We start from the raw sequence: 12,626 nt of genomic DNA, 5'->3' as shown, positions 1-12,626 counted from the left end.
CGCCGCATCGTGGACGGCGCAGGCGCACGTGCCTGCGAGGCACGAAGCGTGTGAGGACCAGAAAATGTTGATCTTATTGATCGTGTGGGTTGTGTTCGTTATCGCCACAGCCGTGACCTCGGCCGGTGTCGCGCTGTTCCAGTCAGACCGGGACCGGCGCAAGGATGCGCTCCAGGTCCTCCGCACCGTGCTCGGCACCGGCACGGCCCTGGGCGGTGTTGCCGCGGTCCTGATCAAGCTGCATCAGGCTGGCCTTGCATGAGCCAGCTGAGATCCCGTCGGCGACCTGGGCTTTACCCCAACTCTCTGGACTGGGACGACGGCGACGAGTGACTCCCTGATTCGGGACGGGCCAGCGCTTGGGAGTACAAGAAAGAACACGCGCACCGCCCGGATTCAGGCAGGTCGCCTCGATCAGGTGAATCTGAGGCGCAGAGAGCCAGCAGGACGGGTTTCTGTCGGTGCCGCCTGCTCGGATCCGCCTCATGAAGATCACGGGCTTCTCCGTTGTGCTTGCCGCAGTGCGCGCCGTCGCCACCGATTCCCTAGCCGAGCAGGCAGAGCAGATCAGCCAGTCCGCGCGTGAGCAGGGCCTGCAAGTGCTCCAGGTCCGAGTCGACGCCAACATCCTCGTCGAACTCGACCCGAGGGCATTGACCGCTGACCAGGTCGTTGACGCCGCCACTGCCGCGGGCGCACACTTGCTTTACCTGCGCCGGGTTGTGCTGGACCAGGACGCGGTGAACATCGCACAGGACTGCCTGGACGTCGGTATAGCACGGACCCGGGCGAGCAAGGCCCTGTCCCGCTCACCGGCTGGACCGGCCGTGTCGAGGTCGGCTTCGCCACCACGGCGTCCTGCGCCTGTGGGAGATGCCGCGCCGTTGCGCGACGCCATCGGGGAGTTCACGACCCAGCCCAGGCCCCCCTTTCGGTGGACGTGTCACCGGTTCGACCGCCGCAGCCGGCACACCGCAGGTGAGCCCTGAGGTGGGATTTCCGCCCGACCCTCGTCTGTCTTTTGTCAAAGTGGACTGGTGTCAGCCGTATGGTCTCCTGCCCGCATGCCGTCTCCGATTGGGCTCCGTTGCCGAAGTAGAGCTCGACACGGCCCGATACGGCCTGACACTCCGATGGGACGCCAGACCCGTGTTGACCTGCACAGATGGTCAAAATTCGACACTTCCCGGCAGTGGCTGACACGGCGGCGGAGGGGACTTGTAATCCGAGGGAATCCGCAGCTCGTCGAAGTGGTGATCTGCCCGCTGAGCGGTCCTCGGTTCTTTTCGACCCTGCGCCATACGGCCGTCACGCGGAGTTCGAGGAGATCTGGCGTTTTCCTTCGGAGGGCTGGGAGGTGTGAGTGTTCTGGAAAAGTCCTTCGTTGCGCCATTTTCTCAGGATGCGGCGGCCGTAGTTGTGGGTGCCTGCGACCCGGTCGAGGTCGGCGCCGGTCGGTGTGCGTCCTTGTTCTTGCTCGCCTAGGTAGTGCGCCCACATACGTTCTTCTGCGGTCATCTCGCTGGCGGGAGTCGGGCTGGTTGTGGAGTACTTCTGGACTGGGCCGTCGGCGTCGGCGGAGCAAGGTATCGCTGGTTCGGTCAGGTGCTCGGTGGCTGCGGTCCGGTGTCGTTTGAGTGCTCGGTTGAGTAGTTCGACGGCGAGGAGGAGGGCCAGTGGAGGGCAGGCGGCGACGGTGATTCCGAGGATGCTGAGGTCGGGGGTAGAGCCGATGTTGGCGCAGAGCGACAGGGAGATGCCGAAGACGAAGGCGAGCCACGCGGTCCAGCGGCCTCTTGTTCGGTCAGTGTCGGCAGGTTTCCAGAGTTCGACGGTGGCGATCATGAGGAGGCCGTCGACGATGAGGGGCCAGATGGCGGCGGTGGTGTGGTCGGCGCCGAAGTGGAGAGCGAAGTCTCGTCCGTGGCGGTAGGAGGCGTAGGCGGCACCGAGGGCGACGAGGGCGGTGCAGCCACACTGGACCGCTAGGGCCGGGTCACGTCGAAGCCAGGAGGCAGTTGCGCCGTCCGGGTTAATCATGGCGGTCACCGGGCCTTGCGGCGGTGCCGCTGGATCACGGTCGTCGCGGAGATCCGCAGCTCACGGGGCATTTTGGTTCGTGAGGTACCTGTTGGAACCGCGCCGGGGGCACCAACAGGAACATCACAAGCCGATCCGGCGCGCTGCGCCGGAAGGTCTTGTGGATTCATGGCTTCGGTGATCCTTTCCGCTGAGGTGGCGACTTCAGGCAGCTGGTCGGCGGGCATCCCGGATGGGGCAGGGCGTCCAGCAGATCGAGGTCTGTTTCGCGGAGTGGACGTTGCTCGGCTTTGTCGGCTTCGGCGAGTTCCGCGATCGACGCCAACGCCTCGGTCTTGCCTCCTTCCGGTTCTGTAGCTTCCGCGGAGAGCCTTGGTGAAGTGGTCTTCCAGCACACCTTGTTGGGCTTGCGTCAGAAGGGACTTTTGACGCTGAGCGATGTCGTCGAGTTGTCGCTGGAGTCTTTCCCGTTCTCGCAGGCGATCTTGCGTGGCGCGGTCATCCACCTTTGAGAGGTCTTCGGACAGGATCGTGCGGCGGTCCTGTCCGAAGACGCGATCGGCGAAGAATCTGGTCACTGCGTCCAGTGCAAAGAGGTTCGCCCCAGCCAGACCGCCGTTGTGGCGGCTCAGTCGATCAGGTCTTCGAGTACTCGGCCTCTTGACGAGTCGGTGATCACCTGCCAAGCTCGTGTGACAGATGAACAAAAGATGTCACATCGCGTTCTTGCTTATCTTCGAACGAGCTCATTCAACGACAGGACTTCTTTCATGCGACTGACTCGCATCACGGCCGCACTCGCAGCCACCGCGGCAGCCATGCTGCTTTCCGTCACCAATGCCAACGCCACCGCCGTTGCCTGCGGTGGCTCCGTCTCCAGCGGACCCATCGGCGCCAACGGCTGCATCAGCGCCGAAAGGAAAGAGGTAAAACCAGCCCCTCTCCGCGATATCATCGCCCATGTTGTGCTGAGGAACACCAGCCCTCACGCTGTCCAGGTCGAATATGAAGCATTTCTCAACGACGGTTCCGGTGACTGGAAGAAGATCGGCAACGGGCGCAAGCAGGTTCCCGCCCGTAAAACCATTGGCCCCGTCGAAATCGGCAGTCAAACCCGTATCTGTGCTCCCCACAGGGTCGAGATCCGCGTCCACGTCAAGCCCTCGGGAGGCGCCTGGAGCAACTGGACCAACGCTGCGACTTCCCAGTGCCAGACCTGATCGCCGCGGCGCACAGTCGGTGTTCCGCGGCGTGGCGTGGGATGTCCACCAGCGGAGTGACGACTGGAGTGCTCACGGGCAACGCGATAAGTCGGTTCCGATCCACGTCTCACCGCTGTGATCGGGTTAAGACGGGCTGAGTCAGACCTCGTTGCCGAGGTCGATCTCGGGCGCGACCGGAAAGGCGGTCAAGGTGGCCTTGTCCACGCACCCCGGCGTCCGCCGCGCCGACCAACACTGTCCACTCAGGAGGCCGGCCGGGTGATCCCTACTGTCCACAGCGGACGGTCGCTGCTCGGAGAGCTTGTCCTCGTTGTCCTTGGGGCCGGCGCCGACGGCCGGTTTCGATCTCGAAGAATAGCGCCTTGGCCCGGATGCGATCGCCGGACTTTACCTTCTTGAGGATCGGGTGGGCGACGAACAGATGCTGAAGCTCGCGGTCATGTGGAAGCCGCAGGCGGGCGTCAAGGAGTCCATGACGACCCGAACCCTTCGCCGATAAACATGTGCCCTATTTATAGAGGGGTAAGCCAAACGTGGCGTGTCCGGGTGAGCGTGGCACCACACTCGCGTGCTCAGGGCCGGAACTCACGTGCTTGACGCCGGAACTCGCGTGCTTGAAGCCGCGACACCGAGTGCCTGATCCAGGCACGCGAGTTACGCCTCTGAGCACGCGAGTCACGTGTCCGAGCACGCGAGTTACGCCTTCACCCTGCCCGTCACCCCGGCGAACAGACCGCCCACAACCCCGACACGTTCGCCTTGTCCGCTCTAGCGGCGGCGCCGCCAGCGGTTATGCGACTTTGCCGGGGCCCGACTTTCAAGGCAGGGAAGGAGGCCTTCACGGACCTCCAGCCCCCAGTCCTCAACGGGGTGTTGCGAAAGCCACTTTCGCAACCTTCAACGTTGCGAAAGTGGCTTTCGCAACACGGAGCCAGCCCACAGGGCCCGCTACGTTTGCCTTACCTCTCAAAATAACTCACGGTCGGATTATGGGCTACGACATCGAACGTCCGCTCATGCCGAGGACAGCGTGCTTGGCCCGCGGGTATATGCCTCGCGGTGCGGCGTCTGCTGCGTGATGATGCGCCGGTGCGGACAGGTGCGACGTTTCAGCTCTCAGATGATCATGGTGGAAGCGCTTCGTTCGTAACTGGACTACTTGGTCTGAAGCCACCCCATGCATTCGAGGTCGGGGATCAAGTAGGGCGTCGTTCTGGAGTCATCCGTCGGGTGTCGCTGTGGCTGCTGTCGTCGGACTTGCCGCTGGGTGGCGAACTTGCCGATCATCTTCACTGGCTTCTCGACCGGCTTGAGTCAAAGGCCGACACGTTGTGGCAGCTGGCAAATTACTCGTCGATTTCCGTGCACACCCGACCCGACCGGCGCGCAACCGCTGTCGGCGTGGCTTCGCCATGGCCGAAGGACTCGCAGCGCGGCCAAGCTATTGCGTGCGCCGCACCTGCCGGTGGACCAGGTCGCGACCTGGGGCGAGTGGGGTGTCGCCAAGCCTTCATCCGAAGTTCTTCGCCCGCGTCGCAGAGATGGTGCCCCGACGGGCCAGGCGAGACGATGTACGTGGGTGACCACCGGGACAACGACGTAGCGATCACGGCTGGACACGAGCGATGGTCCAAACCGGATCGGCACTCGGCGTGGGAACGGGTCATTCCGGCGAGGTGGGGTCACCGGCGAGGGCCTTCAGTCCGCGAATGACCGTTTCGGCGCTGGGAGCCCGCTCGGGGGCGACGAGGTGCTGCATCATCACGCCGGCGATGAGGGCGAACTGGACTGCGCCGGCCGCGTCGGCGTCCGTGCGGGACAGGCGTTCGCCGAAGACCTTCCGGGCTTCGTCCTGGGCATCCGCGAGCCGTTCGCGGATGTCCGGGACCCGGATGGCCTGGGTCGCGCTTTCGAGGACGGCGGTCCACAGGTCGCGCTGCTCGGTGAAGGAGTCGATGAGGCCTGTCCAGGTGGCGGTCAGCGACGTTCCGGCCGGTTCACGGAGCCGCTCGACCGCCTCGGTCGAGAGTTCGATCATGGCCTCGTTCATGAGGGCCTCTTTGGAGCCGAAGTGGTACCCGATGGAGCCGAGGTTCGCACCTGAGGCGGCGGTGATGTCGCGCGCGGTGGTGTGCGCGTAGCCGCGTTCGACCAGGCAGCGCTTGGCTCCGTCGAGGAGGTCCTCTCGTTGTCCCATGCGCCGATCCTAGCGGGTACTGTGACAAGCGTCTTATACAAGCGTCTTATACAAATGTACAAGACGCCTGTATGGTCGTGAAACCGGAACGAGCCGGCCTCGCACAAAGGGAACGACGATGAACCCCAACCGCTACGTCCTCGGCAACTTCGCCCCGGTCGCCGAGGAGATCACTGCCTTCGACCTGCCCATCACCGGGAAAATCCCGGACGACCTCAATGGCCGTTACCTGCGCATCGGCCCGAACCCGCTTGGTCTGGAAGACGCGGCGGCGCACATTTGGACCCTCGGGGAAGGCATGGTCCACGGCGTGCGTCTGCGGGACGGTCGCGCCGAGTGGTACCGCAACCGCTGGGTCCGGTCGGCTTCCGTGTCCGACCGGCTCGGCGAACCCCGCCGCGGACAGGTCGCCGACGAGCGCCTGGACTTCGCGCCGAACGTCCAGGTCGCGGACCACGGTGGCCGCCTCTACGCGCTCATCGAGGGAGGTCTGGCCCCGTACGAGCTGACCGACGAACTCGACACCGTCGGACCCGCCTCCCTCGGTGCCACGGCACAGGGTTTCTCGGCCAACGCGCACAGCAAGTACGACCACGCGACCGGCGAACTGCACTCGCTGGCCTTCCGTTACGGCGCGGATTTCGTGCAGCACATCGTGATCGGTCCCGACGGGCACAACCGGAGCGTCACCGACATCAAAGCGCCCACCCTGCCGTACATGCACGACTTCGCGCTCACCGAGCATTACGTGGTGCTCTACGAGTCCCCGATGGTCTTCGCGCCCGAGCGCCTGACGACCGGGGTGCCGTTCCGCTGGGACGGGGACCTGCCGTCACGGCTGGGTCTGCTGCCGAGAGCGGGCGGGACGGTGCGCTGGTTCGAGACCGAGCCCGTCATGGTCGGCCACACCCTGAACGCCTTCGAGGACAACGGAAAGGTGGTGGTGGACGTGGTCGTGCATCCCCGGCCGGTGGACTTCGCCGACGTCGGCGCCTCCAAGCCCGTGCTGGAACGCTGGACCGCCGACCTCGCGCTCGACCGGGTCGCGCGAACGCTGCTACACGAACGCCCGCAGGACTTCCCTCGTCTGAACGGCCGTTTCAGCGGCAAGTCCTACCGCTTCGGCTACTCGGCGGCGGCCGAGCTCTACGCCACACCGAGCACCACTGAACCGGACCGTCCTGACGAAGGCTTCAGCAGCGCTCTCCTCAAACACGACCTCCTGACCGGTACCACCGAAACCCACGAGTTCGGCCGTGACGCGAGCGCGGGCGAGACAGTGTTCGTCCCGGCGGACGGGGCAGACGCGGAAGATGACGGCTACAACCTGGTTTACGTCCACAACCCCGATCGGGGTGCGGCGGACCTGGTGATACTGGCCGCTCAAGACTTCGCGGGCGAACCCCTCGCCAGGGTCCATCTGCCCGCACGCGTCCCACTGGGGTTGCACGGCAGCTGGATTCCCGTCGCGTGATTCGGTCACCGAATGTGAGAGATATCTGCCACCAGGGCTCACTCTCGTCCCGTCAAGGACGGTCTGTCGTCCGTGCTGTCGCCATCTGGAGGCGTCGATGCGCGCGAGAAGGCCGGGGTTCCACCGATGGCAGCGGACGCTCTGCTCTCCGATGCTCCGGCCGAATGGTGGCCCAGGCGTCTGCGCGGCGGCGGGCACCAACCCTCAGCCTGCCGCGGGAGTCCTGGACGAGGTCGAGAAGAGAGGCGACGGATACGGCAGGTGCGGCCTCATCGCGTGCACCTCGGATGCGAAGCTGGAGGGACAGGGGAGGGAGGGACGTGGTGCGGAGGCTGCTGCGATCATGGGCAGGTCTCTGGGCAACGAGAAGTACCTGTGGGGAATGGATCCGTCTGACATTTGCAAGGCTGTTGTGGCCCATTACGGCGTCCGGTTCCGCACGTACGATTGGAGAAATCCGTGAACGACTGGCCGACTGGGCTGCAGGACGAGCTTCTGCGAGTCGGATGGAGCCCGGAACGCCGCGTGGACACCTCGGGGTGGCGGAGCATCTTCGAGCCGCGCGGGCTCGAGATGTTCCCAGCGGCGGAGGACTTCCTGTCCCGGTTCGGCGGGCTCTCGTTCGAGAAACGTCCGAACGGGATCGATTCCTGGTGCTTTCAGTTCGAGCTGGATCCCAGGCTATGTGCCGGTGAGGAGGATCTGTTCCTCGACTGGGGGAGAACGATGGGAAAGGCATGGTTTCCTCTGGGGGAGTACGACAACAGCAGGTTCTTCCTCGCCATCGACGAGGACGCGGTGATCTACACCGCCGTCAACTGGATCGCCCGGTTCGGCCGAGGGGTCCGAGGGCTCGCCGCGATCGTGTTCGGTGCGTTGCCGGAGCCCCTCGGGATCGACGCCGTCGAGGACTGACGCAGCAGCGGTCGAGTGGGCGGATTATCACCACGCTCACTCGGCCGCATCGTCGGCTGGCTCGCACGGGATGCCGGCGTGGCCGATTCCGGGCCGAGCACGCTGTTACTGAGACAGTCCCTCGGCGGCACAGGACGGCGGCTACTGAGTTCGAGTCGAGAAGATGCGCGCTGCGCCTTCGCGAACGGCTGTCCAGTCCGTCGCGGGTACGTGCCGCATGGCGGCGGCCAGAGATCCTGAACGCCGCTGGTGTTCGTGGCGGAGCTGAGCGATGTCGAGCCGGACGTCTGGAAGCCCCGAACACGATGACTCGTAATCGTCGCGTTGTCGCTCGCGAACGTCACTCATAAGCCTCGTGCCCAGCGTCGTATCGCCGCGTGAGCGTCATCGTGCGGGATGGCGGCTGTCCCGGCGGCGGGTTCGAGGGGACCGCGGTCCGCAGTGGAGGGCCAGAGTTGCAGGAGGAAGTTCTCCGTGCGGTGGATCGTGTCGTGGGGGTTGGCGTAGAAGATCGCGTCAACCTGGTCGCCGCCCCAGCGGTACACGCGGACCTGGTAGGTCCCGGGGCTGCTCAGGCGGAGGAGGTCTGTTTCGGTGCTGGGGGCGGAGAATCCTCTGGCGCCGATTTCGTGGTGGTCGAAGGTTGTTTCGACGGTCGAGGTGTCGCTGTGCGGTGGCCCGCCGCGGGCTGGTTCTCGGGGCCATGCCTCGAGTCGCACAGCGGCCGCGGTTGTCCATTCGCTGGCCGGTTGGAGGATGATCAGGTCAGGGAGTGTGGCCGCCCAGCCGGAGCCTGCCGGTGGGAGGTACGGGGACGGTTCTGTTCCCCGCGCCTCGATCACGAGCCGGCTGTGGTCGACGCCGGTGTGTCCTTCCACGAACGCGGTCGGCGCCGGTGGTCCTTCGGGTGGCCAGTCAGCACGTCCAGACGTAGAACTCATCCAGTGCACCGTACAAGACACGATCGCGGTCGGTCTCGGGATCGTCGCGCAGGCGGTCTTCTTCAACACCGCCTGGTCAGAACTCTCTCGTCGGCAGTGTCCTCGGCGTCGTGACCAACGACGCTCGCCTGCACGCCGGTGTCGCGTGCTCGCCGCCACCGACACTGCTGTCAAGAAATCTCCGGCTCGGTGTCCCGCTTGAGCTTCGCGAAACGCGTGGCCGCGAACAGTGCCGCCACCGCGATCATGCCGAACGTGGTCAAGAGCCGGTTCACGTCGATGGCGGGTTCCCAGCGCAGCTTGCCGTCTTTGATGACGTACGCGCCCACCGGCTTGGCCGACAGGCCGAACCCGCCACCCTCGCCCGAGTGGCCGCTTTCGTCCCGGCTGTCGGCGCCGGCGCCGCCGGTGCCGACAGTGGCGGCCACGATCACCGTGACGCCGTCGACATGGTGCGGCTCGCCGTAGACCATCTTCGTTTCGAGACCGTTCTTGGCCTTCTTCAGCAGTTCGTCGACGTTCACGATGTGCTCCCAGGGTTGACGGTGCGGCCGGCGCCGCCGGCCGGGTATCGGCTTTCGCGCTGCTGCACCGGAATCGGCAGGCCGATCCCGTAATGGCCCAGAGGCCGCAGTACTTCCGCGATCGGGCGTCGAGGGGTGGCGGGGAGCGGGGGAGTGCCCTCGGGCAGGTGGCCGATTCGCACGACGAGCTGAGGCTCGGCTCCCTCCGCGACGACGCAGTCGCGGATCAGCCCACGGGTGCTTGGCAGCTCCAGCGGCTCCGTGACCAGGCAGGAGGCGAGGTTCAGCCGGGTCGCGGTCAGAACTACGGCGCTGGCGGCTTCGCCCGCTCGTAGCCTGTCGAGCGAAGTGTCCTCCACGGTCGCCAGTACGGTCAGTGCGGCGCCGTCCTGGGCCTCGGTGTCGGTGAGCAGGGCGTCGGAGAAGTCCCGTACCAGCGGTGCCGCAGTGGCCAGGACCGCGTTTCGTGCGGGTACGCCGTCCGCGGCGTACCGCCGCCCGCTCCAGGACGCGAGTTCGATTCCGTACCCCGGGTCGGCCCGGTGCAGGCCTTGCGCCTCCACCGCGGCGGCCGTCAGTGCCGAACGCCGTGGAGCGTCGGTCACGAAGCGCAACATCGCGTCGTGATCTGTCGCGCTTCTTACGAGGCGGTTCTGCTCCCAGGCCGCCAACGGCCGGGTGGCATACCGACGGCGATCCGACCGGCGTCGAGATATCGCCGTGGCCAGCGCGATGTCCTCTTCACGTGGCTCATGCGGAACCAGGTCGATCCGGGCCAGCACGTCGGGCTCGGGTAGCCGGTCGATATGGGTGGCCCAACCGAGTGCCGCGGCCGCGACCGTGAAGTGATGGAGCACGCATCCGCAGCTGATGAGCAGATCGCGGCCCTCGGGGTCGGCCTGCCACAGCCTCCGGTTCGTGTCCGCGCGCAGTTCGATCGTGCGGCCGCTGAACCGCCAGTCCCAAGGTTGGCTGTTGTGCACCGAAGGGGCGCGTACGGCCAATGCGACAGCAGCCTTCACCGTGTACGTGTCGGGCGGGTCGTGGTCCATCGCTCTCCCTCTCGGATCGGACTGTTCCCATGGTCGCCGTCTCCGGAGCGCGAGCACAGGGGCGAACGACCCGCTGGGCGTGACGGAGCCGAGGGCCCTTCGACCCTTCCGCGCGCGCGGGCGCCGAGACGCGGACGGCTACAGTCCATAGTGGAGTGTCAAGACAGGGTCGGATGACTCTGGTCGCGGATGACCAAAGACCTCTTCCTCGTCGACGTACGGCCGAATCCGGATGTCGCCTTGATTCGTACCGTTGAGGCCATGGCAGGCAAGGGCAAGGCGCGGATCCCGCGTGTGGTGTACGAACGGGAACTGCTGCGGTTGCAGGCCGAGCTGGTCAAGCTTCAGGAGTGGGTGCGACACGAGGGCGCCCGGCTGGTGGTGGTGTTCGAGGGCAGGGACGCGGCGGGGAAGGGCAGTACGATCAAGCGGGTCACCGAACACCTGAACCCGCGCGTCGTGCGGATCGCGGCTCTGCCGAGGCCTACCGATCGTGAACGGACGCAGTGGTACTTCCAGCGCTACATCGAGTACCTGCCCGCGGCCGGTGAGATCGTGCTGTTCGACCGCAGCTGGTACAACCGTGCCGGGGTCGAGCGGGTGATGGGGTTCTGCACTCCCGAAGAACACAGGCGCTTCCTTCAGCAGTGCCCCATTTTCGAGCGGTTGCTGGTCGACGACGGCATCCTCCTGCGCAAGTACTGGTTCTCGGTCAGCCGGGACGAACAGGAGCGCCGGTTCCGAAGCCGGATCGACGATCCGATGCGCCGCTGGAAACTCTCCGAGATGGACCTGCGGTCGGTGACGCAATGGGAGGACTACTCGCGGGCGAAAGACGACATGTTCGTACATACCGACACCGCCGATTCTCCTTGGTATGTGGTCGAAAGCGAGGAAAAGCGGCGCGGACGGCTCAACATGATCGCGCATCTTCTTTCGAGCGTGCCTTATCACGACGTCGTCCATGAGGCGGTTTCACTCCCTTCGCGTCCGGAATCGAGCGGCTACTGCCGCCCCGATCGGCTGTTGCAGACCTATGTCCCGGACCACGCGGCGACCTTGAAGGAGACGAGTCCATGAGTGCGCCCATCGCGACCGCGCCCGGTGCCGTGTACTTCGACACGGCTTCTCTGCGCCTGCTCAGAAATGATCTGACACTGAGTGCCGACAATGGATCTTGGTGCCTCGAAACACCCGACGGCGCGATCCGCTTCGCCGGTTCGGACTTGGCCGTCCCACCGACCCTTTACCGGCTGCTTCGGGCGTATACCCGTGATGACGACCTGGTGGCCGTCGCGCGCGTCGGTGACGGCGGGAGGGCGGGGCTTCACAAGGCGCTCGATCACCGGATCGCGCGCTCGCCTCGACCTCCCGACGACTCCGCACGAGGAGTGGTCCTCCGCTATGTGCGTGCGCAGATCGCGGCCCTCGCCGCGGCGGATCTGGCGGTCCGGCAGGACAAGCCGGACGCGGTACATCGGATGCGGGTGGCGACCCGGCGGCTGCGTGGCGTTTTCTCCGCCTACGCCCGGGTGCTGGGCGGACGGAGACTTCTCAAGGCGATGGGTGCCGAATTGCGCTGGCTCGGCGGGGAACTCGGCCCGGCGCGGGATATCGAGGTCCAGTGGGCACGTTCACGGCCCTGGGCCGGAGAGCGGACGAACGCCTCCTTCGCCGTCCTCTCGGAGCAGGCGCGCGAGCGGGTTCGGTGCGCGCTCGACGGCCGTCGGTATCTCCAGTTGCTCACCGCCCTGGACGTTCTCGAGGTGGTGCTGAGTGAGAAGCCCCGGCGGCTCTGGCCCGCGGCGGCGCGGCGACCCGCCAAGGAAGTACTTCCTCGCCTGGCTCGTGCGGTGGCCGGGAAGGTCGACGCTCGCGTGTCCGCGGTCGCCGCGCTACCACCCGGCCCGGAACGTGACCGCGCTGTACACGACGTGCGGAAAGCGGCCAAGCGGCTGCGGTACGCGCTGGAGGCCGGCGCCGGGGCGCTGCCGGTCGAGGCCAAGCCCGCACTGCGTGCTTTCCAGAACCTTCTCGGAGAATTCCAAGACGCTGTTGTCGCCCGTGGGCTCTTGAGTTCCTTGGAGGTCGCGGACGGTACCTTGACGGCGGTACGGACACGGGAGACGGCCAACGCCGATCGGTGTGTGGCCGGGCTGCCGAGGGCCTGGCGCGATCTCCGCCGTGCTCTTCGTCCTTTGTGGACTTAGCGCGCGCCGGCGCGCGCCACGGCTGGTGCGGTACCGGCGTGCCATCCGGG

General features: G+C 66.0%; 14 protein-coding genes. 9 read left to right on the top strand and 5 right to left on the bottom strand.

The features are described 5' to 3' along the window. Positions 1-64: 64 nt before the first annotated feature. Together L324_RS39890 and L324_RS39885 are read left to right on the top strand one after the other, a co-directional pair. On the top strand, positions 65-262 hold the full coding sequence (locus L324_RS39890; RefSeq protein WP_037321379.1) for a hypothetical protein: 198 nt from the start codon (positions 65-67) through the stop codon (positions 260-262). 223 nt (positions 263-485) lie between these two features. Beyond that, a complete protein-coding gene (locus L324_RS39885; protein WP_037321377.1) occupies positions 486-989 on the top strand; it encodes a hypothetical protein in 504 nt (167 codons plus the stop codon). A gap of 319 nt (positions 990-1,308) precedes the next feature. Here the strand turns inward: L324_RS39885 and L324_RS39880 are convergent, their stop codons facing one another. Next, the gene (locus L324_RS39880) at positions 1,309-2,040 is read right to left on the bottom strand and encodes a DUF2637 domain-containing protein (protein ID WP_051174430.1); all 732 of its coding nucleotides are present in this window, start codon (positions 2,038-2,040) and stop codon (positions 1,309-1,311) included. Between the two features lie 380 nt (positions 2,041-2,420). On the opposite strand from L324_RS39880, the gene L324_RS43940 reads away from it, so the two are divergent. The 3 genes from L324_RS43940 to L324_RS44185 all read left to right on the top strand — a co-directional run bounded on the left by L324_RS43940 (position 2,421) and on the right by L324_RS44185 (position 4,976). Continuing rightward, positions 2,421-2,552 carry a hypothetical protein gene (locus L324_RS43940; RefSeq protein WP_268871977.1) on the top strand — a complete coding sequence of 44 codons (132 nt, stop codon included), beginning with the start codon at positions 2,421-2,423 and terminating at the stop codon, positions 2,550-2,552. 258 nt (positions 2,553-2,810) lie between these two features. Then, the gene (locus tag L324_RS41980) at positions 2,811-3,260 is read left to right on the top strand and encodes a hypothetical protein (RefSeq protein WP_081736626.1); all 450 of its coding nucleotides are present in this window, start codon (positions 2,811-2,813) and stop codon (positions 3,258-3,260) included. A 1,062-nt stretch (positions 3,261-4,322) separates the two neighbouring features. After that, entirely contained in the window at positions 4,323-4,976 is a 654-nt protein-coding gene (locus L324_RS44185; RefSeq protein ID WP_081736625.1) for a DUF4279 domain-containing protein, read from the top strand. Here L324_RS44185 and L324_RS39875 read toward each other — a convergent pair. Then, positions 4,927-5,460, bottom strand: coding sequence for a TetR/AcrR family transcriptional regulator (locus tag L324_RS39875; protein ID WP_037321375.1), 534 nt, complete (start codon positions 5,458-5,460; stop codon positions 4,927-4,929). The genes L324_RS44185 and L324_RS39875 overlap by 50 nt on opposite strands. 118 nt (positions 5,461-5,578) lie before the next feature. On the opposite strand from L324_RS39875, the gene L324_RS39870 reads away from it, so the two are divergent. Together L324_RS39870 and L324_RS39865 are read left to right on the top strand one after the other, a co-directional pair. Then, positions 5,579-6,934 (top strand): carotenoid oxygenase family protein, encoded by a 1,356-nt coding sequence (locus L324_RS39870; protein ID WP_037321374.1) that lies wholly within the window; start codon positions 5,579-5,581, stop codon positions 6,932-6,934. A 459-nt stretch (positions 6,935-7,393) separates the two neighbouring features. Continuing rightward, a complete protein-coding gene (locus tag L324_RS39865) occupies positions 7,394-7,849 on the top strand; it encodes an SUKH-3 domain-containing protein (RefSeq protein ID WP_037321372.1) in 456 nt (151 codons plus the stop codon). A 141-nt stretch (positions 7,850-7,990) separates the two neighbouring features. Here L324_RS39865 and L324_RS44180 read toward each other — a convergent pair whose 3' ends face one another. The 3 genes from L324_RS44180 to L324_RS39850 all read right to left on the bottom strand — a co-directional run bounded on the left by L324_RS44180 (position 7,991) and on the right by L324_RS39850 (position 10,366). Then, positions 7,991-8,197, bottom strand: coding sequence for a DUF5984 family protein (locus L324_RS44180; RefSeq protein ID WP_499698323.1), 207 nt, complete (start codon positions 8,195-8,197; stop codon positions 7,991-7,993). Between the two features lie 763 nt (positions 8,198-8,960). Continuing rightward, on the bottom strand, positions 8,961-9,314 hold the full coding sequence (locus tag L324_RS39855; protein WP_037321367.1) for a sporulation protein: 354 nt from the start codon (positions 9,312-9,314) through the stop codon (positions 8,961-8,963). Further along, positions 9,311-10,366 carry an Acg family FMN-binding oxidoreductase gene (locus tag L324_RS39850; protein ID WP_063624636.1) on the bottom strand — a complete coding sequence of 352 codons (1,056 nt, stop codon included), beginning with the start codon at positions 10,364-10,366 and terminating at the stop codon, positions 9,311-9,313. Before L324_RS39850 ends, L324_RS39855 begins: the two co-directional genes overlap by 4 nt. Positions 10,367-10,627: 261 nt before the next feature. On the opposite strand from L324_RS39850, the gene ppk2 reads away from it, so the two are divergent. Beyond that, positions 10,628-11,446: a polyphosphate kinase 2 gene (gene ppk2, locus L324_RS39845; RefSeq protein ID WP_037321776.1), complete on the top strand. Its 819-nt coding sequence runs from the start codon at positions 10,628-10,630 to the stop codon at positions 11,444-11,446. Next, positions 11,443-12,576, top strand: a complete 1,134-nt coding sequence (locus tag L324_RS41125; protein WP_051174394.1) for a CHAD domain-containing protein — start codon at positions 11,443-11,445, stop codon at positions 12,574-12,576. The genes ppk2 and L324_RS41125 overlap by 4 nt, the downstream gene beginning before the upstream one ends. Positions 12,577-12,626: the final 50 nt, after the last annotated feature.

Origin of the sequence: Amycolatopsis orientalis DSM 40040 = KCTC 9412 (assembly GCF_000478275.1) — a bacterium.
Classification (GTDB): Bacteria; Actinomycetota; Actinomycetes; order Mycobacteriales; family Pseudonocardiaceae; genus Amycolatopsis; species Amycolatopsis orientalis.
Note: the sequence above shows the minus strand (reverse complement) of the source record. Positions and strands in the feature narration are given on the sequence as shown.